Below are 26,048 nucleotides of genomic sequence, written 5' to 3' on the forward strand. Positions count from 1 at the left end.
ATTAACGGCGGCGGAACAGGGCTTTAACCAGCAGCCCTGCTACCGCTACGGCTGCCACGCCCATCACGCGGGAATCCACGGCAATGGCCTTGTTCTTTGCGTGGCTGTCAAAGCGTCCGTGCGCCTGATGACCGTTCTCCAGCGGCTGAAACAGGTAATCAGGGCGCTGCGTCGGTTCGGCTTCGTCGGTGAGTTGCCCTTCCCAGGTTTTCGCCACATAACGGTCGAGTAATCCCGGAAAGAACATATTGCCGACAATCGACATTACCGTGTTTTTCCCGAGCCACACTTCGCGCGGCGGACGGCGCGCCACGGCGGCGTCGTAAATCGCCTTGGCGGCCACTTCCGGCTGGTAAATGGGCTCTATCGGCTGCATCCGGTGATGAAACTTATTACGCGCCCAGTTGAACTGCGTGGTGTTAATGGCAGGCAACTGCACCATCGAGACCCGCACCCCGCTTTTCTGATGCAGCAGTTCACAGCGCAGGGAATCGGTAAACGCGCGGATCGCCGCTTTCGCGCCGCAATAGGCGGACTGCAACGGAATCGAGCGCCACGCGAGCGCCGAACCCACCTGAATGATGGTGCCGCTGTCACGCAACTGCATATAGCGCAGCGCGCTACGGGTGCCGTTCACCGCGCCGAGGTAAGTCACCTCGGTGACGCGCCGGAACTCGTCAAAGCTGATATCCTCCACTGGTGCGAGCACGGTTGTCATCGCGCAGTTCACCCACACCGCCATTGGCCCCAGTTCTTCTTCGATTCGCTGTGCCGCGTTGCTTACCTGCTGCGGGTCCGCCACGTCAGCGCAGATGCCAAGCACCCGGCCGCCGTAACGCTTTAAGTCTTCTGTGGCCTCCGCCACGCCCTGCTCTCCACGGGCAATGATCGCCACATCATAGCCAGAGGCCGCAAAGTAACTGGCTGTCGCGCGCCCGACTCCTGAACTGCCGCCGGTCACGACAGCAACAAAGGCGTTTTTTGTCATGTCGTTATCCTGATTTGCGTTAAGGGTAACGAAAGCTTAGTACAGCGCGAGAAAAGTGGGCGCCCGGCGAACCGGGCGCGAGAGAAGAAAGTGCGGGAAAACGCGGCGTCAGAACGTAGTCCAGCCCTCTTCTGTGACGGGTTTGCGCGCGGTCACGGTGACAGGCGCTGCCGAACGGATGGGCGCGGTGGCTTCCGGTCGCGGCGAAGCCGGTTGCGTATTCAGGCGGAACGCGCCCGCAAGCTGGCGCAGACGCGCCGCCTCGGTGCCGAGCTCGCCTGCGGCCGCCGAGGACGCGCTGACAAGCGTCGCGTTCTGCTGCGTGGTGGCGTCCAGCTCGCCAACCGCGCGGGCGATCTGCTCAATACCGCGGCTCTGCTCCTGCGAGGCTGACGAAATCTCTTCCATAATATCGTTCACCCGGGTGACGGAACTCACCACCTCATTCATCGTTTCACCGGCGCGGGTCGCCAGCGTGCTGCCGGTTTTGATGCGGTTGACCGATTCATCAATCAGTAGCGCGATATCTTTCGCCGCCTGCGCGCTGCGCTGGGAGAGACTGCGCACTTCAGACGCCACCACCGCGAAGCCGCGACCATGTTCTCCCGCACGCGCGGCTTCCACCGCGGCGTTGAGCGCCAGAATATTGGTCTGGAAAGAAATACTGTTGATGACCTCGGTAATGTCAGCGATTTTACGCGAACTGGCGGAGATATCCTGCATCGTCTGCACCACATCACGCACCACGTCACCGCCGCGCCCGGCGGTCTGTGATGCCTGCGACGCTATCTGGCTGGCATGGCGGGCGTTGTCGGCATTATTTTTCACGGTCGCCGTGAGCTGCTCCATGCTGGCGGCCGTCTGCACCACTGCCGTGGTTTGCTGTTCGGTACGCGCCGCGAGCGCATGGTTGCCAGAGGCAATCTCCTGCGCCGTGTGAGTGAGACGCCCAACGCTTGCGCGCAGCTCGCCAGTCATACTGCGAAGCCTCTCGTTCACGCGAGCCATCGCACCCGTGAGTTTGCCGAACTCGTCATGGCGATCGATCTCAATCTGCGCGCTCAAATCCCCCCCGGCGATGCGCTCGGCAAACGCCAGGTTAAGCTTTAACGGGCGAATTATCTGGCGGCTGATGGCCCACGCGACGATAACGCCGAGCAGAATCACAAACGCGCCCAGGATCAGGGCAAGCGTTGAGGAGCCGGACGCCAGTTCGTCATTCTCAGCTTTAGTGAGCGCCACCATCTGTTTAATCGCGCCGCTACTCTGATCGCCTGCCGTTTTCACTGCGCTTTCCGCGCCTTTCAGCGATTCCCGGGCGGCGTAATAATCACGACTCAGCGTCTGATAGCGCACTGTGTCCTGCCAGAGCCCCGCGAACGGCGGCAGCAGTTCCGGCGAGAGACGGCTCACGAGCGCCTGATACTGGCTTTCTACCGCGCTGAAACGGCGCTGGAGCGCCTCGCTTGCCTGTTCTGTGCCGGTATAGCGCAGCGCGTAGGCATAATCCCGCAGGTTACTGATGGCGAACAGGAGATCGTAAATCGCGTAAGAGAGTTCGGGGTCGGCCACCGGCGTGCGGATAAGCTGGGTATACCGCGCGGTTTCATCCTGGCCTGCCAGCGCGTCAAGCGCGCTTCGGATCTGGCTGAGCTTCGCCGTGGCGTCGCTCATGGTGGTGACGCTGTCCTGGAAGCTTTCGAGATAACGCCTGATATCGGCGACGATGGCGCGCTCGTTGGCGGGCCAGTCGAGGGCGCTGGCCTCAGCGGTTTTCGCGAGCGCCTCGTCAACATAGCGACTCATCAGCGCGCGGGCGTCGTCATCGCCGGTATAGTAATAGTTAAGACGGTTAATTTTGGCCTGTAAGACGTCGATATTAATGTCGTCGATAAGATTACTTTTGAGGTTAGCGTCGCGGATGGCCATAAAACGCGCCACAGAGAGCGCTGTCGCCAGCGCCACCAGCAGCAGCACCACGCCAAATCCGGCGGAGAGCTTGCGGGTTATGCGAACGTTGCGTAATCGGTTTACCAGTACAGCCATCCTGCCTCCTGTTTTACGATAGTCGGGCCTCGTCAGAGCGCCACAGGAGGTTATCGGCTAAGCCGCCGATTTTTTTAGCAAAATGTGGAAAAAATCGCCATTAAAATGGCCTTTTACCCGACAGCCTCGCGGGAAGCTGTCGTGACAAAGGCCATCTGAAGCGCGTGCACAGCTCATTCCAGTAACGCAGCCGGATACCGCGGCGATACCGGTTAGCGCGGGCGGTGCAGGCCCGGATCGATATTGCCGAAATCAAGACCATAGAGATGTCCGTAAGGGATAAAGGATTCCAGCATCAGCGCGCGCGTCTCGGGCGGGTGCGGCGTGAGCCAGGAACGGAGTATGCGGCGGATACGTGAGCGCGACGCGTGACGACGTACGGAGATATGCATGATGATCGCCTCCTCGGCGGTGCGCAGGCGTTGTGCTGCCCTGCCAGTAAAGCGCCGGGGAGACGAAAAGGGAAATACGCATTCCGGCAATGTTTTGCCGGTGTGCGGATTAGCCGAAATACTGTTTTTTCAGGATAAGCGCGCCGTCGTTAATCGCTTTATGCACCGCGCGTGCCGCCGCTTCGCCATCGCCCGCCTCAAGCGCTTCCAGCAAATCATCATAATTATGATGACCGCGCACAAAATCGTCGGACTGCGGATAGAGATAGTTAAAGCACGGGCCGATGCGCATCCAGAGCTGCTCTATCAGCGACACCAGCGTTGGCATTTCAGCCCAGTTGTAGAGCTGAAAACGAAACGCGCGGTTGGCCTGCAAAGCCTGCTCGACACTGTCGGACATTTTGGCTTCGCGAAATGCGTCACAGAGTTCACGCAGGTGAGCCATACGCGCTGGCGTCATATTTTTCGCCGCCGCTTCCGCCGCCATTCCTTCAAGATTTTTGCGGATCTTCGTCACTTCGTCGTAACGCGCCTCGCTGATTTCCGGCACCAGAAATGCCTGCGCCGGGGTCGCGTTGAGCGCACCGGAGGAGACCAGTCGCAGCAGCGCTTCGCGTACCGGCGTGATGCTGATCCCCAACTGATCGGCGATTTCTTTCGTGACCAGACGGGCACCCGGACGCAGGCTGCCAACGATAAGGGCGTTTTTCAATCTCACTTCCACTTGCATGGTTAAACTCAGGCGTTGCGCTTTTTCCAGATCCAACATGTTTATTTCCTGTCGTAAAAAATTTACTTTGTATTAGCAGGCGCTTAACTAACGTCTCGTCATCCTGACCAGAGGATATATTCTATATCTTTGATAACACGGTTTTTATGGTCAGGAAAACCAAAAATAACCAAAACGTTCACTGACCAGTACGACAACCATTAAGGTATTGACCTAATGAAACGACTGTCCCGTAAGCTTCTCTCACTTTCTGTGGCGCTTTCTTTATTCGCTCCGCTCAGTCAGGCCAGTTCGCTGACGATTGCGCAGCCCACTTCCGCTACTGCCATGGATCCCGGCTTCCTGAAAGAAGCCGCGACCCTGGTGGATAACGTTTTCGATACTCTGGTGCTGCGCGACGCGCAGATGCAACTGAAACCCGGCCTCGCCACCCACTGGGAAGCCATCAACGACACCACATGGCAGTTCGATTTACGTAAGGATGTCAAATTTACCAACGGCGAGCCAGTCAATGCCGCGGCGGTGAAATTCTCCATCGACCGCATTCTCGACCCGGCCAACCACGCCCCCACCATCTCTTATATTCGTACGATTAAATCGGTAGAGGTCACCGGCGACTATCAGGTGCGTATTCACACCAACGGCCCCGATCCGCTCCTGCCCACGCGCATGAGTCGTTATCCGGCCTATATCGTGCCGCCTGGTTATGTAAGTAAAGTCGGTGCTGCGGAATTTGCACGAAAACCTGTCGGAAGTGGCGCTTATATCGTCAAAACTTTCATTCCCGATGAGCGTGTTGTGATGGAGGCCAACCCGAACTACTGGCGCGGCAAGCCGTCAATCGATGAAGTGACTTGGCGCCCTATCCCGGAAGCGACCGCGCGCATCACCGCGCTGCTGACCGGCGAGGCGCAGCTGGTGGAAGGCGTTCCGGCGGATCTCGCACCGCTGGTGAAAAGCAAACCCGGCGTGAAGCTTGAGCAGGTCAAAGGCGGCGGGCTGACGATTTATCTCGGCATTAAAAACAGCGAGCCGCCGCTAAACGACGTGCGCGTGCGCCAGGCGCTGTCGCTGGCGCTGAACCGCGACGCCTATACGCAGTCGCTGCTGCACGGCTTCGGCACGCCGACCGGCACGCTGGCAGGCCCGAAAGATTACGGCTATAAAGCCATTGCCGCGCCGAAACAGGACCGCGAAAAAGCCAAAGCGCTGCTGAAAGAGGCGGGCTACCCGCAGGGCTTTACCGTTAAATTCCAGGCGCCGCGCCGTTATATCGCCAGCGCTGACGTAGGCCAGGCCATTGTGGCCGATCTCGCCGCTATCGGCGTAAAAGCGCAGCTCGAAGTGCCGGAGTGGTCGGTCTACACCCAACAGGTGGCGTCCGGCAAACAGGCACCGCTCTATATGCTGGGCTGGGGCTCCACCCAGACGCTGGATGCCGACGCCGCGCTCTACCCGGTGCTGCACGGGGGCGAGCCGTACTCAACGGTAAGCGATCCGGCGCTGGATAAGCTCCTGAACGACAGCCGTGCCACGGTGGATGCCGCGAAGCGTAAAGCGCTGCTGGAGCAGATTCAGGAGCGCGTCGCGACCGAACAGCCGCTGATTCCGCTCTACCGCGAAGATGCGATTTACGCCTCCAGTGACAACGTCACGTTTAAAGGCCGTGAAGACGCCCGCGTGTCGTTGTTCGATATGAGGGTGAAATGATCTTCCCTGGCCGTTACGCATCACGTTCACGTCGCCGTCCCCTGCCGGGGGACGGCCTTCTCGGCGGCGCGCTGCTGGCTGTCCTTATCCTGGCAGCGCTGCTCTCTCCCTGGCTGCCGTTACCCGATCCGCTGCAAAGCGATCTCGCGGCGGTCTTTCAGGCTCCCGGCTCGCAGCACTGGCTGGGTGCCGATCAACTGGGCCGCGATGTGCTCTCGCGCATTCTCGCCGGTGCCCGTCTTTCGCTATTCGTGGTGATTATCGCCGCCCTCATCGCCGCCACGATGGGCACGCTGATGGGCATGGTGGCCGGTTACTTCGGCGGCTGGGTCGATGCGCTCATCATGCGGCTTATCGACATTCAGCTGGCGGTGCCGTTTATTCTGCTGATCCTGCTGGTGATGGCACTGTTCGGCACCTCGCTTGCTAACATTATTGTGATTATGGGCGTGACCAGCTGGGCGATTTACGCCCGCGTGGCGCGCGCCAGAACGCTGGAAATCCGCGAGCTGGAGTACATTGAAGCCGCGAAAACCATGGGTTTTTCGCACCTGCGTATTATGCTGCGCCATATTTTACCGGCGCTCGCGACGCCGTTGCTGGTGCTGCTGACGCTCGATATTCCGCGCCTGATTGTGCTGGAAGCCTCCGTCGGCTTTCTCGGCATGGGCATCCAGCCGCCGACGCCGACGCTTGGCAATCTTATCGGCGAAGGCCGGGCCTATATGCTGCTCGCGCCGTGGCTGGTGGTCTGGCCCGGCTGCGCCATCGCGATGCTGGTGGTGGGCTGTAACCTGCTCGGCGACTACTGGCTACGCACTACCCAGGCGAGGGTCGAATAATGGCGCGCTATCTGATTTCCCGTTTTTTCCAGGCGCTGCTGGTGATGTTCGGTGTCTCGCTGCTGATATTTTTCAGCCTGCATCTGACAGGCGATCCGGCGGCCGTGATGATGCCGCCGGGTGCCACCACGCAGGAGATTGCCGATTTTCGTCACGCGATGGGCTTTGACAGGCCGCTGCTCATCCAATACGCCGATTACGCGGGACACCTGCTGCGCGGCGATCTGGGGGATTCCCTGCGCTTTGGCCAGCCGGTCTCCGCGCTCATTGCCGAACGTTTGCCCGCCACCGCGCTGCTTGCGCTGACCGCGCTCGCCTGGAGCACGCTCGCGGGCCTGGCGCTCGGGCTGGTGAGCGCGCTGTGGCGCGACACTATCTGGGACCTGCTGGCGCGTCTGGTGGCCTTTAGCGGCCAGGCGGTGCCGGTTTTCTGGCTGGGGCTGCTGATGATTTTATTCTTCAGCCTGCAGCTGCGCCTGCTGCCCTCCGGCGGCTACGGCGAGCCGTTACAGCTCGTCATGCCTGCTGTCTGTCTTGGCGCATACTATATGAGCGCGATGGCGCGTCTGGTGCGTGCCAGCCTGATTGACGTGCTGGACCAGGATTATATCCGCACCGCGCGCGCCAAAGGGCTCAGCGCCTGGCGGGTGCTGGTGCGTCACGGGCTTCGCAACGCGCTAATCCCAGTTGTGACCGTACAGGGCATTTCGCTCGCCGCGCTGCTTGGCGGCGCGCTGGTGACAGAGATTATTTTCGCCTGGCCGGGCATTGGCCGCCTGGCGGTGCAGGCTATTCAGAACCGCGATTTTCCGCTGGTGCAGGGCGTGGTATTGCTCGCCGCACTGACGTTCGTGGTGGTGAACCTGCTGATTGATTTGCTTTACCTGGTACTGAATCCAAGGATACGTTTATGACCGTTCAGCCGCATGCCAGCCTGGATGCGACCCTGGAGCTGCTCTCTTCTCTTACCGCCTGGCAAAGCGTGGCGGACCAGCCGGATGAGCAGCGATCTCTCGCCGCCTGGCTCGAAGCCTGGCTTATCGACGCACTGGACGCCGAGGTGATATTGCCGGTGGCGCAACAGCCCACCGACAGCCCGCCGCTGGTGCATGTGCGTGTCGACATCGGCGCGCCCGACACGCTGGTGCTCTACAACATGTATGACGTCATGCCCGCCGATGCAGAGGGCTGGCAGGTTGATCCGTTCTCCGGCGGCATTCGCCACTGGGCCGATAAAGGCGATGTGTTTATTTCGCGCGGCGCGGAGAACAACAAAGGCCCGCTCGCCGGCATGCTCACCGTCGTGCGCGATCTGTGGGAGAGCGGCAGGCTCACCACCAATCTGGAGATCCTGCTGGAGGGAGAAGAAGAGTGCGGCAGCGGTACGCTCCGGCGCTATCTCGCCCGCACACCCTGCCCGGTTTCGCCCGCGCTCGCCGTGCTTTTTCCGTCGCTGTGCGAATATGGCGGCGGCGCACCGCGGCTCTATCTTGGCTTTACCGGCATGACCGCAGGCCGTCTGCGCGTCGCGGGCAGCGACTGGGGCGGCCCGCAGGCCGCCATTCATGCGAGCAACGCGGCGTGGATAGCCAACCCCGCGTGGCGGCTGGTGCAGGCGCTCGCCGCCGTTGCGCCTGCCGGGCGCAACGGCGTGCTGGAAACGCTGCCGCTGGATGACGCCGCGCTGCGTATTCTTGACGAGCTGGCCCCGCAGTTCAGCATTGCCGATGAACTGACGATGCGCAAAAGCCAGCGGCTGACGATTTCAGGCGACACCCGCGAGGCGCTGGCGTTTTTACTTGGCAGCGCGGTGCTGAACTTAAGCGAGATCCGCACCACGCCGCTACCGGGCCGCGGCATTATTCCCCCGCTCGCCTGCGCTGAATTCGCGCTGCGCACGCCGCCGGGCAGTTCACCGGATATATTGCTCGACGCCATGCGCGCGTCGCTTTCTCATCAGGAGATCGCAGGCGTGGAAATGGTTGTTGATGACAGTTACCCCGGCAGGCGCTTTTCGGCTGACGACGCGGGTGTCATGGAACTTCTCAATAGCTATCACCAGCAGCAGACGCGCCCACAGATCTGGCCCTGGGCGCCCGGCTGCGCGCCAGCTTACGCCTTTGAGCCCGTCGCGCCCGCGTTTCTTATCGGCGGGCTCGGCTATGGCGGCAACGCGCACGGCGTGAATGAGTTTGTCACCCTGCGCGGGCTTACGCGCTATACCCGGTCGCTGCGCGACTGGCTGCTCTCATTCTGACGGATTCAGGAGATAACCATGCGATTTCTCACCGGCCAGCAGGTGGCGGCGCTCGGCGGGCTTGACCCGCACGCCGCACTCAGTGACGTCACCGACGCGACGCTGCTGATGGCGGCAGGCGATGCCGTGATGCCCGCCGAAACGCACGTGCCGCTCGATACCGCGCCGGGTAAGGTTTACGCCCTGCCCGCGCGCGTGGGCGGGCGGTTTAACGCCACCGGCGTGAAGTGGACGGCGCACCGCCCGCAGCCGCATGACGCGCTTCCGATGGCGCTCACGGTGACGCTCATCAACCGTGCCGACAGCGGCGTGCCGGTGGGGCTGGTGGAGAGCGGCGGTCTGACGGCGGTGCGCACCGCCGCGGTGTCGGCGCTCGCCCTGCGCCACGCCGCGCCGCGCGAGGTGAAACGCGTCCTGTTGCTCGGCGCGGGCGTACAGGCGCGCGCGCATCTGGAGATGCTACGCGCGCACTTTCCGGCGCTCTCGTGTTTAGGGTTGTGGAACCGCACGCCCGCGCGGCTGGAAAGTATGCCCGTTGCGGCGTTGCCGTTCCCGTGTGAAATCTACGGCGATCTTCGTGAGGCGCAGAAACAGCCGTGGGACGCCGTTATCACCTGCACCGGCGCGCAAAAGCCGTTTCTCGGCCCGGAATGGTGCCAGCCGGGGCGGCTTATCATGCAGATTGGCTATCACGAAGTGAGTTTTGCGGCGATTAAACGCGCCACCCAGGTGGTGGTGGACGCCTGGGGGGAGTTTCGCCACACCAGCGCCAAAAGCCTGTTCCAGATGTACCGCGCGGGCGAATTTGCCGATGACGGCTGGTCAGCGGATCTCGCGGCACTGTTAACGGGCGCATGGCGCGCAGCGCCGGACGACTGCGTTTACTTTTCGTCGTTCGGGCTGAACGTGTTTGATATCGCGCTCGCCGCCCGCGTGTTGCAGCGCGCGGCGCAGGAGAATGTCGGCACCGCGCTGCCGCTCTTTGGCGTCGCTTAAGCGCTTTCGCGCAGGCGCAACGCCTGGTGAATATCCGGCGCGCTGTCGATAAGCCGCCGGGTATACGCATGGGCAGGCGTTTGCAGTACCTGACGCGTCGGCCCTTCCTCCACCACGTTCCCGAGATAGAGCACTAAAACGCGATCGCAGAGCTGACGCACCGCCTGGAGATCGTGGCTGATAAAGAGCACCGACAGCCCGAGCTTATCGCGAAGCTCCGCCAGCAGGCGCAGGATCTGGCCTCTCACGGGTAAATCGAGCGCCGCCACCGCTTCATCCGCCACCAGCAGTTCCGGCTCCAGCGCCAGCGCGCGGGCGATGGCGATTCGCTGGCGTTGCCCGCCGGAGAACGCCGCAGGACGCCGCTGCGCCCATTCCGGTTTAAGCCCGACCAGCGTCATCAGTTCGCTCACCCGTTCGGCAATCGCCGCGCCGTGGCGCAGGCCGTGCACCCGCAGCGGCTCGGCGAGCTGATCGCCGACACTCATGCGCGGATCGAGGCTCGCGTAAGGGTCCTGAAAAATCATCTGCGCGCGGCGGCGCACGCGTTTTTGCTCCGTTCGGCTCGCCTGCGCCATATCGACGCCGTCAAAGAAAATCTGGCCGCTGTCGGCCTCGATAAGCCCGATAGCCGCGCGCCCGAGCGTCGTTTTGCCGGAGCCGGATTCGCCGATAAGCCCGACGATTTCACCGCGCGCCACGCTAAAGGTAGTCGGGTGCAGTACACGCTGGCGCTCTGCGGGCATAAACGGCAGCCGTGCGCGGCGTGCAAAGCTTTTTACGATACCCGTCACCTGCAACAGCGGCGTGTCATTACGCGCCACCACACGTGCAGGCGGCTCCTGTGGTGTTGAAGCCGCAATCAGCCGCCGCGTCCAGTCGGCCTGTGGCGAAGTAAAGAGCGGCTCCACCGGCCCCTGTTCGACAATTTCGCCGCCGTTCATCACGCAGGCGCGATCGGCATAGCGCGCCACCACGCTGAGATCGTGTGTCACCAGCAGCACGCCCATGCCCATCTCCTGCTGGAGATCTTTCAGCAGGCCGAGAATTTGCGCCTGAAGCGTGACGTCCAGCGCGGTGGTCGGCTCATCGGCAATCAGCAGATCCGGTTTGCCGCTGATGGCGCTGGCTATCATCACCCGCTGGCGCATCCCGCCGGAGAGCTGATGAATATACTGGCGCGCCCGTTTTTCCGGCTCGCCGATGCCGACATGGCCCAGCAGCGCCACCGCCTCGCGGGAGGCCGCTTTCCAGCCCAGCCCGCGATGGCGCACCAGCACTTCGGCAATCTGCTCGCCCACTTTCAGCACCGGGTTCATGCTGCTCATCGGCTCCTGGAAAATCATGGCGATGTGACGACCGCGCAGGCCCGCCGGGTATGGCGCATCAGGGAGAATGGGCGTGGTATCGTCAAAGCAAATCTCGCCGCCGCTCTGCCAGACGCCGCGCGGCAAAAGGCCGGTGACGGCAAGGGAAGTGAGCGTTTTGCCACAGCCGGATTCGCCGACCAGCGCCACCATTTCGCGGCGTTCGACGGTCAGACTGACATCACGCAACAGGGTGGCCTGGCGACTTTGCAGGCTAAGATGAGAGAGGGTTAACAGCGGCACAGGCGGCTCCCGACAACAGGCTTTGGTCGAGCATATCGGCAGCCGCCGTGGTTAACAAGTTGTTATTCAGTTGGTTTATGCATCGTCCTGGCCGACGCGGATAACGAGCTTGCCGAAGTTTTTCCCTTCCAGCAGGCCGATAAACGCCTCTGGCGCGTTCTCAAGGCCATCCACAATGTGCTCGCGGTAGTGAATGCGCCCTTCGGAAACCCACTGGCCCATCTCGCGCTGGAACTCTTCGATGCGGTGACCATAATCCTGGTTGATGATAAAGCCCTGCATACGGATGCGTTTTTTCAAAAGCGTGCCCATGAGCAACGGCAGGCGATCCGGGCCAGGCGGCAGGTCGGTAGCGTTATAGCCGGAGACCAGACCGCACAGCGGCACGCGCGCGCCGGTATTGAGCAGCGGCATCACGGCATCGAAAACTTTCCCGCCGACGTTCTCGTAGTAAACGTCAATGCCCTGCGGGCAGGCGGCGGCGAGTTTATCGGCGAAATCCGCCGCGCGGTGATCGATACATTCGTCAAAGCCCAGGTGTTCCACCGCGTAACGGCATTTCTCTTCACCGCCCGCCACGCCGACCACGCGACAGCCTTTGATTTTGCCTATCTGCCCGACGCTTGCGCCAACCGGGCCGGTCGCGGCGGCGACCACCAGCGTTTCACCCGCTTTCGGCGCGCCGATATCCAGCAGGCCCATATAGGCGGTAAATCCTGGCATGCCCAGCACGCCGAGGAACCACGACGGATGCTCGGGCGATTTTCCAAGCGGCGTCAGCTGTTTTGGATCGCAGATGGCGTAATCCTGCCAGCCGCTGTAGCCGACCACCCAGTCGCCGGGGTGGAAATCCGGATGACTCGATTTTTCCACCACGCCAACGGTGCCGCCGACCATCACTTCACCGATTTGCACCGGCGGCGAATAGGACGGCTCATCGCTCATGCGCCCGCGCATATACGGGTCGAGCGACAAATACACTGTGCGCACCAGCACCTGGCCTTCGCCCGGCTCGGCGATGGAATCTTCCTCAAGGCGAAAATTCTCCGCCACCGGTTTGCCATGCGGACGCGAGGCCAGCACCCAGCGGCGATTACGGGACGATGATTGAGTCATGATGTTCTCCTTCGTTTTCAGGGCATCCAGAAAGCGTAGTGCATTCACATTAACTGGCGACGTTATTCAGACGCACAATCAGATAGACGCACGGCGCGTCGCTCTGGTTAATGAAATGGCATTCATTCGGCGGGCCGAGTTCGAGGCAGTCGCCCTCATGCATCTGGTGGCGGATATTGCCTTCCTGAAACACCAGTTCACCCTGCTGAACCCAGATGAGCTGGCGGGCAAAGGCATAGGCCGAGGCCGGCATCGGGATGTCGCTGCCGGCGGGCAACTCCACCTGAACCATATCAAGGGGCAGATCAGATTTCGGCGAGACGTGGCGGCGCAGATAGTGGCTCTGCGGATCGTGCCAGACCGGCTGATCGGCGAAGCGCAGCAGCCGCCCTTCGTTCATCTCCGCGCGGGCGATAAGCGTGGACATGCTCAGCCCCAGCGCGCCGGAGAGCCGCCCTAACAGCGTCGCCGTCGGGCTGCTCTCGCCGCGTTCGATTTTGTGGATCATGGCGCGGGAAACCCCGGCGCGCTCGGCGAGTTCGCTCAGCGACCAGCCGCGGGTTTCGCGCTCGACGCGAATGCGCTCACCAATCCGTTGATTTAATGTGTCGATTATATTATTCATAACGTAACATTATAGTGAACGACTGCCGGGGTTCAACCATGCTGATTCGCCATGCCACTGCGGACGACTGCGCCGCTATCGCTGAGATTTATAACTATGCGGTGTTACACACCGCCGCCATCTGGAATGACGCCACGGTCGATACCGAAAACCGCCTCGCCTGGTTTTATCAGCGCGGCAACGCGGGCTACCCGGTACTGGTGGCGGTGGAAGGCGATCGGGTCGTCGGTTACGCCTCGTTCGGCGACTGGCGCGCGTTTGACGGCTTTCGCCATACCGTTGAGCACTCGGTCTATGTGCACCCGGAGCACCACGGCAAAGGCATCGGCAAAGCGCTGATGACGCGACTCATCGTCGAGGCGCGGGCTATCGGCAAGCATGTGATGGTGGCGGGCATCGAATCGCGCAACGCCGCCTCTATCGCGCTGCATGAAAAGCTCGGCTTTACCATCACCGCGCAGATGCCGCAGGTAGGCACCAAATTTGGTCGCTGGCTGGATCTGACGTTTATGCAATTGCAGCTTGATAATCGCACCGAACCGGACGCCATTGGATGAACTCGTCATTAAGCCTGCTGTTCCTGACCGCCGCCGGTGTGGGGCTGGTGGTACAGAATATGCTGATGGTGCGCATCACACAGTCGGCCTCCACGATCCTCATCGCCATGCTGCTCAATTCACTGGTAGGGATTGTGCTGTTCTGCGCCATTCTGCTGCTGCGTAACGGCACGGCAGGGTTCAGCGAGCTTATCGCCACCGTACGCTGGTGGACGCTGCTGCCGGGGCTGCTCGGGTCGTTTTTCGTCTTCGCGAGCATTAACGGCTATCAGTATCTTGGCGCGGCCACGACGATTGCGGTGCTGGTCGCAAGCCAGCTGATAGGCGGGTTGCTGTTTGATATTGCGCGCACCAGCGGCCTGACGCTGCGTATGCTCGCCGGGCCGGTAGCGGGCGCGGTGCTGCTGGTGATTGGCGCCTGGCTCGTCGCCAGGCGCACGTTCTGAAGATTACGCTTTCGGTTTCTGCCCGCTGCGGCGCGCGCTGACGGTCGCCAGCGCCGCCCAGTCGAGTTGCTCATCACCGTGGGCCAGCGCGTCAAGGTAGTTATCGCGAAGCACGCCTGCGATCCCCATCGGTACGTTTTTGCTCTCGGCCGCCTGTTGCGCGAGACGCACATCTTTCAGCCCCAGCTTCATGGTGAACCCTGCGGGCGTATAGCGATCTTCGGCAATCATCGCGCCATAGTTTTTATACGCAGGCGCGGCAAACAGCGTGCTGGTCAGCATGCCGAGAAAATCACCTTTGCCAACGTTATAGGCCTCGACCAGCGCCGACGCCTCGCCCATGGTCTCAATGGCGCTCGCCAGCATAAAGTTTGCCGCCAGTTTCACCGCCGCGGCCTGCGCCGGGTTGTCGCCGAAGGTCCAGGTTTTCTGGCCCAGCACGTCGAAAATTCGGCTGCGCTTTCGCAAGCCACTGCGGCTCTCCCGCCGCGAGAATATTCAGATTGCCTGCGGTGGCGACATCCACGCGCCCCAGCACCGGAGCGGCGAGATAGCCGATGTTAAGCTGGCGGGTCAGCGCGTCCATCGCTTCAGTCAACGCCACGGAAACCGTCGCCATGTTGATCCACAGTGCCCCCGGCGCGAGCGACGTCAGCGCGCCCTGCTCCACCACGACGTTTTCTGTGACTGCGTCATCCGCCAGAATAGTGATGAGCACATCAGCGCCGTGAATATCTTTCGGGCTTGCCGCCACCTGCGCGCCGGATGCGCGCAGCGCCTCGGCGGAGGCAGGCGAGCGGTTCCAGACCGTCACCGTAAAGCCCGCTTTAACCAGATTTTCCGCCATCGGCTGGCCCATGCCGCCAAGACCGAGAAAAGCAATATGCATAAAAATTCCTTAAAGTTTATAAAATGGTGCCGCCGCGGGTCAGCTCCGCCAGGCGTTCCGCCGCCTCGCGCTCGCGATCTTCTTTATGCTGACGGCCATGATGGGCAATCGCGGTGCGCAACTGCTGCTGCAGATCGTAACGCTCCTCACGGCTGAGTTGCGCGTCATCGCTGAGCGCAATCAGCAGTTCATTCATCGGCGCTATCACGTGTTGTGCAATCACCGCGTCAACGCGGCGCTGCATGTCCTCACGATGTGACATAAAACCTCCTTAAACGCATCGCCGCGGCAGGGGCCGCGGCGCAGTGCTTAGTTGATTTTTGCTTTCGAGAAGTCGCTGCCCATCAGGCTTACGCTGTACCCCGTCACGTTACTGCGGGTCGCGTAGAAGGTGCGGCCATTGGCGAGCGGCACCCACGGTGCCTGCTGGTAGAAGATCTCCTGCGCCTGTACATAAAGTTTAGCGCGTTCCGCAGGCGTGCTGACGCGCTTCGCCTGATCGATAAGCGAGGTGTATTTTTTATCGCACCAGCGCGCGGCGTTCGAGCCGCTCTGGATGCTGTCGCAGCTCAGCAGGACATCGGCAAAGTTATCCGGGTCGCCGTTGTCTGACATCCAGCCATACAGCGCGGTGTCGTGCTCGCCTTTACGAATGCCGGAGAGGTATTCACCCCACTCATAGCTGACGATTTTCGCCTTCACGCCCACTTTCGCCCAGTCGCTCTGGATCATCTCGGCGATGCGACGCGAGTTCGGGTTATACGGACGCTGCACCGGCATCGACCACAGCGTCGCTTCAAAGCCCTTCTCCAGCCCCGCCTGCTTCAGCAGCGCTTTCGCTTTTTCGGGATCGTAATCGTAGGTTTTCAGGTCTTTATCGTAACCGAGCATATTCGGCGGGATCGGCGATTTCGCCACCGTGCCGCTGCCCATAAACACCGCGTTGATGATCGATTTTTTATCAACGGCGTAATTCAGCGCCTGGCGCACCAGCACGTTATCGAACGGTTTTTTCTCGGTGTTAAACGCGAGATAACCGACGTTCAGCGCCTCGACGCTGTGCAGCGTCAGGTTTTTATCGGCTTTAATCGCTTCGAACTGTACCGGGCTGGGGGCCGGGATAATCTGGCACTCGTTCGTTTTAAGCTTCGCGAGGCGCGTCTCGACGTTCGGAGTAATGGAGAAAATTAAATGCTTAGTCGGCACTTCGCCATCCCAGTAGTTCGGGTTGGCGATGTAGCGAATAAGCGAATCGACTTTGTACTGTTGCAGCGCGTAGGGGCCGGTGCCAATGGGCCAGTTATCGACGTTCTCCGGCGTGCCTTTTTTCATCATCGCATCAGCGTATTCCGCTGAGAGAATAGACGCGAAATCCATCCCCCAGTCGGCCAGGAACGCGGCGTTCGGCTCGCTCAGCGTGAACTGGACGTGGTAATCGTCGAGCTTTTTCACCTCCGTGATGAGCTTATCAAGACCCAAATCCTGGAAATATTCGTAGTTGCCCTGTGACACCTTGTGGTACGGATGATTCGGGTCTTTCTGGCGCATCACCGAGAAGATAACGTCGTCGGCATTAAAATCGCGCGTCGGTTTGAAGAATTTATTGCTGTTAAATTTCACGCCCTGACGCAGCGTGAACGTCCAGGTTTTGCCGTCCGGGCTCACCTTCCACTCGGTCGCCAGCGACGGCACCGGCGTATTGGTTTTCGGATCGAAATTCACCAGACGGTTATAAAGCACCTGAGAGCTTGCCACAAAGCTCGGCCCGGAACTCGCGATCTGCGGGTTGAAGGACTCGGGTGATGCCTCAGAGCAGTAAATCAGGGTATCGCTGTTCGCCGCGATCGCGCTTGCCGGTAACAGGGCGCTTAACAGCAGCCCGATCAATGTTTTTCCTGTCTTCATCTTGCGCCTTTTATTTTACTTTTCAGGAGGAAAGCCATCTCATCACAGCACGCTCTGAGTGGCAAATAACAAAAAACTGTAGCTTTATGCCTTTCCGGCATTTTTCGCCTGAATATCAGTCAATTTCAGATAAAAATGATTTACGCTCCGGTTAAGTCGCGTTAACACCGCGAATTTTTGCTTAAGTCAAGAAAATTCCTAAGATTCAATGACCCGAGAATTTACGCTTTTTCGCGTTTCTTTCGCCCTTTGCTTGACCGGTCTATCGTTCAAAGTAGAGCCGTGAAAAAGTTTTCCCAGCAGAGAGAATGACGTGGCAAAAATTTTATTGCGCAGTGGCGACCTTGACGACTTCCAGTCGGTAGGCGAAAACGGTCAGGCGGTTTTCGAGTCGGCACTGCAAATCCGTGAAACGCTTCGCCTGCGCAAACAGCCGCTGGTGGAGTTGCTTGCTATCCCTCAGCTTAATGAAGAAGGTGACCGCGTGGACTGGTATTCGCCGGTCAGCGGCAAAGTCATGGGCTGGGCGTCCGCCAGCCGCGAGGAGCGCGAGCGCGCCCTGCGCTTTCTGGAAAGCGCGCTCTCCAGCGCCCGCGCGCTGAGCAAGCGCTGCCTGGAATCGGAAAAGACCGCCCAGCAACTTTTTGGCGCGCTGCTCGCCAAAGCCGTGCAGTTCCCCGGCGCGAATTTCCTCTATCTGGTGGACGGCAAACCGGTCATCACCTTCTGGGGCTTCGTGAATTTGAACCAGGGCGCGCGCGATGACGTGCTGGAATGTCTGCGTGAAGCCGAGCCCATTGAGCCGGAAATCATCATGACGCCGCAGGAAGAGCCGGAGCCGGAACCCACGCCGTTGATGATGACCGAGCCGGACGCGCCGCTGCTGGCAACGCCGCCTGTCTCGCCTGCGCCCGTAGCGCCAGCGCCTGCCGCCCCCGTACACGCGTCTGCCGCCGCGCTGGCGGCCTATGCCGCTGAAGCCGAGGCGACCACACCACCTGAAGAGACCGCGCCAGCCCCGGTAAAAGCGCCAACGCCAGCCCGCCGCTCGCGCGTACCGCTCTGGACATGGCCGCTTGCCGCCGCCGTCGTGATGGGGGCCGTGGCCGCACCTGTGACCTGGTATCTGTTGCAGCAGAAAGAAACCGCCGCGCCGACCGTTTCGGTTGCGCAGATCAAAGCGCAGGAAATCGCGCCCGCGCCGGTGAAATCGGTCGACGCGCCTGCTGCTCCGGCGGCACCTGTCGTCCCGGTGGCACCGACAACCTCTCTGCCGCTGGCTGAAGCGAAAGTCACTCCGCCTGCGCCGGTTGTGGAAGAGAAGCCTGTCGCTGCCCCCGCACCGGTTGATAAAAACGCACTGGTCATGGACGCCAACCAGGTAAAAGCCGGGACCACTCGCTTCCTGAACGGCACCTGGCGGCTCAGCATCGGCAGCCCGGACCCGATCACCGGTAAAGCCACCTCGATGCGTGTTGAGATGAAAAACAACAAAGGCACCGCCCGCGTGACGCTTGGCGATAACGTCGTCTGCAAAGCCGAGCTGTTCTCGGGCCTGCACCAGACCGGCGAGCTGATGATCAAGACGCGCGGTAAAGCCCGCTGCAGCGACGGCTCCCGCTACCCGATGCCGGAAGTGGCCTGTAAAGCTGGCCCGAACGATGTTGCCGAATGTACCGGTCGCTATGATGAAAAGACCGTGCTGCCCCTGACCATGAAGAAAGTGAGCGCCTGATTTATGCTGGCAAACCTGTGTGATTACAAACAGAGCGTCACCCTGATTGAAAACAGCGGGGTGCAATTTCTTGATTTTGGCCTGACGCCCGTTGAAGCGCCTCACGACGGGCGCTTTGTGCGCAAAACGGCCAACGGGCCGCTGCTGCGCCTCGATTACGATATCACCTCCGGCAAATTCACCCTGCCCGCCCGCCACGGCGGCCAGCCAGAAGTGGTGAAACCGGAAAGCAGCGTCGCGCTGAGCCAGTCGCTCGCCATCCTGGATGGCGTCTGGCTGCCGCTGCCGGTGCTGCGCTTCAACCCACCGCGCACGTTCGTGCAAGGTCCGGACAACTGGGCGCGCGTGCAGATCCGCAAACTCAGCGAGCCGGACGGCGCAGGCAACACGCACCGCGTGACGCTGGCGTTCGACACGCAAATCCAGGCCGATGAAGGCGCGACCTCCCAGCTCGCGCCCGTCGAGAATGACGTGCGCAACGGCACGCGTTTCGCGCTTGCCTGGCGCGACGACGAAGTGGCTGATTTCCTTGACCAGACCTGGGTTGACGGCTGGCTGCGTGAAGCCTTCACCCAGTTTGTCGGCGCGAATGAAGGCCGCAGCGAGCAGGAGATCCAGCGCGCGCTGAAAGTGTTTGAATATCAGGCTCACTGGCTCAACCTGATGTCGCTCCTCGGCAACCAGCTCAATGTGCCTGAGCTGAAAATCGTGACCGGCACGCTGAGCTCGCAGCCGGTGGCGGTGGATCTCATCCTGGATGTCGGCAACACCCACACCTGCGGCGTGATTATTGAAGATCACGGTGAAGCGAATGACGGCCTGCGCCAGACGATGGAGTTGCAGGTACGATCGCTTAGCGAGCCGCAGTTTATGAATGCGCTGATGTTCACCAGCCGTCTGGCCTTCGCCGAGGCGCGCTTTGGCAAACAGCATTTTTCGGTGGAGAGCGGGCGCGACGAGGCGTTTGTCTGGCCTTCTATCGTGCGTGTCGGTGACGAAGCGCGCAAACTCGCGATGCAGCGTCTCGGCACCGAGGGCAACAGCGGTATTTCCAGCCCGCGCCGCTATCTGTGGGATGAAACCCCGGCGGCTCAGGAGTGGCGCTTTAACCTGATGACCCCGAAAACCCAGCGCGAGCCGCTGGCGACCGCGGGCCCGCTGATGAACCTGATGAACGACGACGGCGAGCCGCTCTGGCAGCTGCCGCCGGAAGAGCGTCTGCCGGTTTTTTCACCGCAATACAGCCGCAGCTCTCTGATGACGCATATGCTGTGCGAGCTGCTCGCCCAGGCGGTCTGCCAGATTAACAGCGTTGCCAGCCGCCTGCGCATGGGCAACGCCAGTTCGCCGCGCCAGTTGCGCCAGCTTATTCTGACGCTCCCGTCGGCGATGCCGAAACAGGAGCGCGAGATTTTCCGCCGCCGCATGCAGGAGGCCATCGCGCTGGTCTGGAAAGCGCTGGGCTGGCACCCGCATGACGATGACTTCAGCGCCGAAAAAGGCCAGCGCAAGAGCCGCGTACCGGTGCCAGAGATCCAGATGGAGTGGGATGAAGCGAGCTGCGGCCAGCTGGTGTGGCTTTATAACGAAGCGATGGTGCATTTCGCCGGGCAGACCGAGCGCTTTTTCGCAAGCCTCGCCCGCCCGGACCGCGAAACGCCGCCAGGCGCGACACCGGGCCGTCAGCTGCGCGTCGCCTCGATTGATATCGGCGGCGGTACGACGGATATGGCGATCGCCGAATATCAGCTTGATGACGGCGTTGGCAGCAATGTGAAAATCAGCCCGACGCTGCTGTTCCGCGAAGGCTTTAAAGTGGCGGGCGATGACATTCTGCTGGATGTCATTCAGCGCTGCGTACTGCCTGCGCTTCAGGAGCATCTGCAAAAAGCGGGCGTGGCTGACGCTGCGACGCTGATGTCCACGTTGTTCGGCGATTCCGGACGTATGGACACGCAGGCGATTCTGCGCCAGCAGACCGCGCTGCAGCTCTTTATGCCACTCGGCCACGCTATTCTCTCGGCGTGGGAAAACAGCGACCCGACTGACACCCAAAGCGGCCTCTACACCACATTCGGCGAACTGCTGAAACAGCCGCCGACCCGCAACGTGCATAACTATCTCCACCAGGCGATTGAGCATGCGCTGCCCGCCGGCAGCCCGGCGTTTAACGTGCTGGACGTACCGCTGCAGGTGAGCTTCAGCGAGCTTGAAGAAGCGCTGCATAGCGGAAAGTTCAGCATCTGCGCGCCTATTCAGGCGCTGTGCGAAGCTATCTCTTACTACTGCTGTGACGTGCTGCTTATCACTGGTCGTCCCGGTTGCCTGCCGGGCCTGCAGTCGCTGATCCGTCTGCTGCAGCCGGTGCCGGTCAGCCGTATGGTCTGGCTCGATAACTATGAAGTGCATGAATGGTATCCTTTCAGTCAGCACCGCCGCGTGGGCAATCCAAAATCTACCGCCGCCGTTGGCGCGATGCTCTGCAGCCTGGCGCTGGATCTGCGCCTGCCGCGCTTTAACTTTAAAGCGGCGGATATTGGCGCGTATTCCACCGTGCGTTACCTGGGCGTGCTGGATAATGTCGTCAACACGCTGCGCGACGAAAACGTCTGGTATCGCGATATCGATCTTGACGCGCCGGGCGCGAAGCTCGACGCCCGCTTACACTTCCCGCTGCGCGGCAATGTGACGCTCGGCTTCCGCCAGCTCGATAACGCCCGCTGGCCCGCCACGCCGCTCTATACGCTCTCGGTCAACTCACCAGAGCTCGCGAAAGCCATTGCTGGCGACGGCGTACTGAACGTGCGCCTGCAACTGACCGGTGGCAGCAAGCATGAAGCACCGGAAGGCTTTATGCTCAGCGAAGCCTGGCTCTCAGACGGCACCCGCGTGCCGCCGGAGCAGGTCACTTTTAAACTGAATACGCTGGCTGACCGTCGCAGTTCCGGCAGCCATTACTGGATCGACAGCGGGAGCGTTTATCTGAAATGACAGTCTCTACCCTCATTAACCAGACACTCACTACACCTGTCGCCCTGACCCGGTGGGTCGAAACCACCCGCGCGCATGCGCCGCTGCTGGATGAGGACGCAGGCCCGCTGCTGGCGCGTCTGAACGCGCTGCGCGCCAGCGCACAGACGCTTAACGCGCTCGCCAGTGAGCCGCGCACGCTCGGCCTTTATGGTCATTCCCAGGCGGGCAAAGCGCACCTGCTGGCGACGCTTGCCAACGGTTCGCAGGGTCAGGTGTCCGTGGCACCTGGCGATAAGCACCTCGACTGGCTGACCCATATCAACCCCGGTCACAGCGCGACCGCGATGGCGGTGCGCTTTACCCGCACGCCGCCAACGCTTCCGGAGGAGTTTCCGCTGCGCCTGCGCCTTTTCAGCGAAGCGGAACTGGTGCAGATTTTCCTCGCGCACTACCAGACCAGCGGTCAGTCGCGCGCCGTCAGCGAAGAGGAACTGCGCCAGCGTTTAGCCCAGTTGCAAAGCCTCGGCCAGCCGCAGAGCCACCCGGCCATCAGCGCGCCAGACGTCATGACGCTCGCCGCCCGCTGGTGTGAACTGACGCCCGCGCGCCAGCGCACGCTGAGCGACGACGCGTGGCATCAGCTCGCAGAGCTGCTGCCGGCGCTGAATCTCCCAGAACGCGTGCGGCTGTACGCGCTGCTGTGGGGCGATATCGCAGAGCTGACGCAGCAGTTCATCACCCTTTCCGAAGGCCTGTTGCTGCTCGGCCATGCCCGTGAAGTGGCCGCGCCGCTGAGCCTGCTCGTCGATAACTTTTCGCTCCCGGTGGAAGGCTTTCTGCTCCCTGCGGGCTCCGGTGAAGACGCGCTGCCGGATGAAGTCCTGGTACGCGCCCTCGAACAGCAGCAGTTGCAGGGTATGGTCAGCCTGCCGCTCACGACGCTGACGCTGCTGTGCGCCGAGCTAACGTTGCCGCTCGCCACCCCTTCTGTACCGGAAGGCGTCGATCTGCTGGATATTCCCGGCGCGACGTTTGGCCAGAATGACAGCCTGAACGCCAGTAAAATCGCGTTTCTGCTCGACTATTACCGTCAGCACCAGCAGCCGGACGTGCTGATGGTGTGTAACGCCGTACAGCGCCGTGCTGATATCGCGCCGGTCGCGCGCGCGCTGCTGCGCTGGGTGAACGCCACGCAACCAGCCTCTCCGGACGCGCTGCCGGGGCTCGTGTGGGCCATTACGCCGCACGACGCCCGCTTCCTTGACGGCCAGCATCTGGACGAAGGCGTTCAGCGCTTACTCGGCAAGCCGGGCCACACCTGGGGCACATTGCAGGCGCTCGACGGGCGTAATCTGCAACGTCTGACCGAATGGCTTTCGCAGGCGCTGAGCCAGAGCAGCCGCGAGCGTCGCCTTGCGTTACTCATCGAGCAGGCACAGGCGCAGCCCGCGCTGCTGTTCAGCCGTTATCTGGCCCCGCTGACCACTGACGCGGCGACGCTGCGGTCCACGGCGGAAAACGGCGTGCGCACATTGCAGCGCCAGGCCGCGCGCCACGGCGATCTGCTCCAGGCGCTGCTGCCTGACCCGGCCGCATTGCAGGCGCTCTGTGAAACCGAAGAGCGCCACGAAGAGACGCCACAGGGGCTATTCAGTGCCGAGATCGATCTTTTCGGCGAATCCACTTCCGTGCGTCCTGTTGATACCGCCTCCGGCGCGTCGCTCGCCCGTCGCGCGCATCGCCTGTGGGTGAACCACGTTCGCCAGTGGATGCAGAGCGAGGAACACGCCGCACAGCTCGGCATTGACGTCGCCACGCTACACTGGCTCGGCGACACGCTGATTATCGCAAGCTACCGGCTGGATCTGGCGGCGCGTCTGGAAACGCTGGCGGCGCATGAAGGGCTTTCCGGCGCACAATTACGCGCTGAGCTTGGCAACTTCGTAAGCTGGCTGGGCTTTGAGCGTGTGCCCCAGGCCGAGCGCCCGGCGAGCCGCGTTAATCCGAACGAGCGCCTGTTCGCCTCTGCCGTTGCGCAGGATAAGCGTCTGACGCGGCTTGGCGAAAAACCGGTGCATGCCGCCACGCGTTATGTCTACGACTGGCTGGTCGCGCTTTACACCCGCGCGATTGAAAATATCGGCTACGAACATCCGCTCGATATCAAACCCGCCGACCGTCAGGCACTGGCGAAAATCATCGGCTTGCGTTAACGCCTCCCGCCGGTGCGCCCGCACCGGCGTTTCTATCCTGCGATTCTCTGTTGCGGTGTGTTAAACGCGCTGCCCACTTTTAATAAGCTGTTCCCGAAACGCTGTTCGTTTCTGCGGCGCTTTTGCGCCCTGCTTTACTGTTTATTTGTACAGCCATATTGCCGCTACGAACGGGCGCAGCCAAATCGACGTTACGTTTTTGCGAGGCAGATTCCGAAGTGTGAAATCCAGGAAAAAGCGCCATCGATTTTTGTTGCCGTTGTGCTGAAATAACGCTGCACCACCTGAATGAGGAAGGGTTATGAAAACGAAACGTTTGAGTGCGCTGGCGCTTCTGCTGGCAGCGTTTACCGTATGCGCCACGCCTGCGCTGGCGAATCCCGGCAACGGGAACGGCCACGGAAATGGTAACGGTCATGGTAACAGCGGCAATCACGGCAACAATGGTCATCATGGCACCCACGACCAGAATGACAGCGGCAACGCGTCGGGCCGTAAAAACTACGGCAAACCCGACCACGTTGAGGCGGATATCAGTTACAGCCGCGCGCGCAGCCTCGCTGTGAACTACGGCCTCACCGGCTATGAGTCGCTGCCGCCAGGTATCGCGAAAAATCTCGCACGCGGTAAGCCGCTGCCGCCAGGCATCGCGAAAAAATCGGTGCCGACCAGCATGCTGAACGAACTGCCGTATTATCCGGGTTATGAGTGGAAAATGGTGGGTGACGATCTGGTGCTGATTGCGCTCAGCACGGCGCTGGTGACCGCCGTTATCAACAACGTATTTGACTGATCAACGCTTTCTCAGAGAGTAATGCCGGGCGCTGCGCCCGGCGTTTTTACTGAGGGTCCAAACCGAGCATCCCGCGCACCGCCTCGCGCTCATGGCTTCCGGGCGCGTAATTCTCAAAGTTTTGCGAAGACACTTTGATGATATGTTCGGCGATAAATCTGGCCCCTTCCCGCGCGCCGGTTTCGCCGTCTTTAAGGCAGCACTCCCACTCAAGCGTCGCCCAGCCGGGATAGTCATAGCGCGCAAGCTTACTGAAAATAGCCCTGAAATCTATCTGCCCGTCGCCCGGCGAGCGGAAACGGCCTGGCCGGTCTATCCAGGGCTGATAGCCGCCATAAACGCCGCTGTCCGCTGACGGCCTGAACTCGGCGTCTTTCACGTGAAACGCCCGGATGCGCGAATGCCAGCGATCGATAAACCCGAGATAATCCATGTGCTGAAGCAGCATATGGCTCGGATCGTAGAGGATATGGCAACGCGGGTGGTGGCCAGTGAGTTCCAGAAAACGCCCGAACGTCACGCCATCATGCAGATCTTCACCGGGGTGCAGCTCAAAGCAGAGATCCACGCCAGCCTCGTCAAAACGGTTAAGAATCGGCAGCCAGCGGCTGGCCAGCTCGTTAAACGCCTCTTCCACCAGCAGCGGATTGTGCGGCGGCCACGGATAGAAAAACGGCCAGGCGAGCGAACCGGAAAAGGTGGCATGCGCCGTGAGATTGAGGTTTTGCGAGGCGCGCGCCGCAAGCTTCAGCGTGCTGACCGCCCACTGCTGGCGCGCAACCGGATCGTGGCGCACCGCCTCGGGTGCGAAACCGGCAAACGCCTGGTCATACGCCGGGTGTACCGCCACCAGTTGTCCCTGGAAATGCGTCGACAGCTCGCTGATTTGCAGGCCCATATTGCCGAGCGTCTCGCGCACCTGCGCGCAGTAATCCAGGCTTTCCGCCGCTTTGGCCAGATCAAAAATATGCGGCAAATGGGTCGGCAGCTGCACCGCTTTATAGCCGAGCCCGGCAGCCCAGGCCGCCAGCGTATCGAGCTGGTTAAACGGCGGACGGTCGCTGATAAATTGCGAAAGAAAAAGAGATGGCCCCTGTAGCGTTTTCAATCTCACTCCTATGGCGCACATGCGCGAATCGCTGATGCCAGCGTTAAGCATAGCCTGGCGAAACATAAGCCTCGCTTATTGTACCTGATATAGATATAACCCTTTGTTTTGTTGGGA

General features: G+C 61.1%; 21 protein-coding genes and 1 pseudogene. 11 read left to right on the forward strand and 11 right to left on the reverse strand.

What is annotated here, in order from left to right:
* Position 1: 1 nt before the first annotated feature.
* From G6041_RS05555 to G6041_RS05570, 4 genes are all read right to left on the reverse strand, one after another.
* Complete coding sequence (locus G6041_RS05555; protein ID WP_007888785.1) at positions 2-988, reverse strand: SDR family oxidoreductase; 987 nt, start codon at positions 986-988, stop codon at positions 2-4.
* Positions 989-1,096: 108 nt separating this feature from the next.
* Complete coding sequence (locus G6041_RS05560) at positions 1,097-3,034, reverse strand: methyl-accepting chemotaxis protein (protein ID WP_012124823.1); 1,938 nt, start codon at positions 3,032-3,034, stop codon at positions 1,097-1,099.
* Between the two features lie 212 nt (positions 3,035-3,246).
* A complete protein-coding gene (locus G6041_RS05565; protein ID WP_012124824.1) occupies positions 3,247-3,426 on the reverse strand; it encodes a hypothetical protein in 180 nt (59 codons plus the stop codon).
* Between the two features lie 109 nt (positions 3,427-3,535).
* The gene (locus G6041_RS05570; protein WP_012124825.1) at positions 3,536-4,195 is read right to left on the reverse strand and encodes a GntR family transcriptional regulator; all 660 of its coding nucleotides are present in this window, start codon (positions 4,193-4,195) and stop codon (positions 3,536-3,538) included.
* 177 nt (positions 4,196-4,372) lie between these two features.
* On the opposite strand from G6041_RS05570, the gene G6041_RS05575 reads away from it, so the two are divergent.
* Genes G6041_RS05575 through G6041_RS05595 form a run of 5 tightly spaced genes read left to right on the forward strand, consistent with a single transcriptional unit; the run spans position 4,373 to position 9,961 of the window.
* Positions 4,373-5,866 carry an ABC transporter substrate-binding protein gene (locus tag G6041_RS05575; RefSeq protein ID WP_007867698.1) on the forward strand — a complete coding sequence of 498 codons (1,494 nt, stop codon included), beginning with the start codon at positions 4,373-4,375 and terminating at the stop codon, positions 5,864-5,866.
* Positions 5,863-6,708: an ABC transporter permease gene (locus tag G6041_RS05580; RefSeq protein WP_012124826.1), complete on the forward strand. Its 846-nt coding sequence runs from the start codon at positions 5,863-5,865 to the stop codon at positions 6,706-6,708. The genes G6041_RS05575 and G6041_RS05580 overlap by 4 nt, the downstream gene beginning before the upstream one ends.
* Positions 6,708-7,622: an ABC transporter permease gene (locus tag G6041_RS05585; RefSeq protein ID WP_012124827.1), complete on the forward strand. Its 915-nt coding sequence runs from the start codon at positions 6,708-6,710 to the stop codon at positions 7,620-7,622. The genes G6041_RS05580 and G6041_RS05585 overlap by 1 nt, the downstream gene beginning before the upstream one ends.
* Positions 7,619-8,965 carry a M20 family metallopeptidase gene (locus tag G6041_RS05590; RefSeq protein WP_012124828.1) on the forward strand — a complete coding sequence of 449 codons (1,347 nt, stop codon included), beginning with the start codon at positions 7,619-7,621 and terminating at the stop codon, positions 8,963-8,965. The genes G6041_RS05585 and G6041_RS05590 overlap by 4 nt, the downstream gene beginning before the upstream one ends.
* A gap of 18 nt (positions 8,966-8,983) precedes the next feature.
* The gene (locus tag G6041_RS05595; RefSeq protein ID WP_012124829.1) at positions 8,984-9,961 is read left to right on the forward strand and encodes an ornithine cyclodeaminase family protein; all 978 of its coding nucleotides are present in this window, start codon (positions 8,984-8,986) and stop codon (positions 9,959-9,961) included.
* Here G6041_RS05595 and G6041_RS05600 read toward each other — a convergent pair.
* From G6041_RS05600 to G6041_RS05610, 3 genes are all read right to left on the reverse strand, one after another.
* The gene (locus G6041_RS05600; protein WP_014728923.1) at positions 9,958-11,571 is read right to left on the reverse strand and encodes a dipeptide ABC transporter ATP-binding protein; all 1,614 of its coding nucleotides are present in this window, start codon (positions 11,569-11,571) and stop codon (positions 9,958-9,960) included. The two genes, G6041_RS05595 and G6041_RS05600, sit on opposite strands and share 4 nt — an antisense overlap.
* A 75-nt stretch (positions 11,572-11,646) precedes the next feature.
* Positions 11,647-12,687, reverse strand: a complete 1,041-nt coding sequence (locus tag G6041_RS05605) for an NADP-dependent oxidoreductase (protein WP_004387850.1) — start codon at positions 12,685-12,687, stop codon at positions 11,647-11,649.
* Positions 12,688-12,736: 49 nt separating this feature from the next.
* Positions 12,737-13,312, reverse strand: a complete 576-nt coding sequence (locus G6041_RS05610; protein WP_004387851.1) for a helix-turn-helix domain-containing protein — start codon at positions 13,310-13,312, stop codon at positions 12,737-12,739.
* 38 nt (positions 13,313-13,350) lie between these two features.
* On the opposite strand from G6041_RS05610, the gene G6041_RS05615 reads away from it, so the two are divergent.
* Positions 13,351-13,869 (forward strand): GNAT family N-acetyltransferase, encoded by a 519-nt coding sequence (locus G6041_RS05615; RefSeq protein WP_012124833.1) that lies wholly within the window; start codon positions 13,351-13,353, stop codon positions 13,867-13,869.
* Complete coding sequence (locus G6041_RS05620) at positions 13,866-14,315, forward strand: DMT family transporter (RefSeq protein WP_012124834.1); 450 nt, start codon at positions 13,866-13,868, stop codon at positions 14,313-14,315. Before G6041_RS05615 ends, G6041_RS05620 begins: the two co-directional genes overlap by 4 nt.
* A 3-nt stretch (positions 14,316-14,318) precedes the next feature.
* Here G6041_RS05620 and G6041_RS05625 read toward each other — a convergent pair.
* From G6041_RS05625 to G6041_RS05635, 3 genes and pseudogenes are all read right to left on the reverse strand, one after another.
* A pseudogene (locus G6041_RS05625) lies at positions 14,319-15,204 on the reverse strand (NAD(P)-dependent oxidoreductase).
* Positions 15,205-15,220: 16 nt separating this feature from the next.
* Positions 15,221-15,466 carry a DUF2526 family protein gene (locus tag G6041_RS05630; protein WP_012124836.1) on the reverse strand — a complete coding sequence of 82 codons (246 nt, stop codon included), beginning with the start codon at positions 15,464-15,466 and terminating at the stop codon, positions 15,221-15,223.
* Between the two features lie 47 nt (positions 15,467-15,513).
* Positions 15,514-17,109 carry an ABC transporter substrate-binding protein gene (locus G6041_RS05635; protein WP_012124837.1) on the reverse strand — a complete coding sequence of 532 codons (1,596 nt, stop codon included), beginning with the start codon at positions 17,107-17,109 and terminating at the stop codon, positions 15,514-15,516.
* 313 nt (positions 17,110-17,422) lie between these two features.
* On the opposite strand from G6041_RS05635, the gene G6041_RS05640 reads away from it, so the two are divergent.
* From G6041_RS05640 to G6041_RS05655, 4 genes are all read left to right on the forward strand, one after another.
* A complete protein-coding gene (locus tag G6041_RS05640; RefSeq protein ID WP_012124838.1) occupies positions 17,423-18,844 on the forward strand; it encodes an SrfA family protein in 1,422 nt (473 codons plus the stop codon).
* 3 nt (positions 18,845-18,847) lie between these two features.
* Positions 18,848-21,835, forward strand: coding sequence for a virulence factor SrfB (locus tag G6041_RS05645; RefSeq protein ID WP_012124839.1), 2,988 nt, complete (start codon positions 18,848-18,850; stop codon positions 21,833-21,835).
* Entirely contained in the window at positions 21,832-24,030 is a 2,199-nt protein-coding gene (locus G6041_RS05650; RefSeq protein WP_012124840.1) for a virulence factor SrfC family protein, read from the forward strand. Before G6041_RS05645 ends, G6041_RS05650 begins: the two co-directional genes overlap by 4 nt.
* A gap of 301 nt (positions 24,031-24,331) precedes the next feature.
* Positions 24,332-24,823: an anti-virulence regulator CigR family protein gene (locus tag G6041_RS05655; protein WP_012124843.1), complete on the forward strand. Its 492-nt coding sequence runs from the start codon at positions 24,332-24,334 to the stop codon at positions 24,821-24,823.
* A 46-nt stretch (positions 24,824-24,869) separates the two neighbouring features.
* Here the strand turns inward: G6041_RS05655 and G6041_RS05660 are convergent, their stop codons facing one another.
* Positions 24,870-25,931 carry a sugar phosphate isomerase/epimerase family protein gene (locus G6041_RS05660; protein ID WP_041460711.1) on the reverse strand — a complete coding sequence of 354 codons (1,062 nt, stop codon included), beginning with the start codon at positions 25,929-25,931 and terminating at the stop codon, positions 24,870-24,872.
* Positions 25,932-26,048: the final 117 nt, after the last annotated feature.

It is taken from the genome of Cronobacter sp. HA18003, assembly GCF_011605905.1.
Lineage (GTDB): Bacteria > Pseudomonadota > Gammaproteobacteria > Enterobacterales > Enterobacteriaceae > Cronobacter > Cronobacter sakazakii.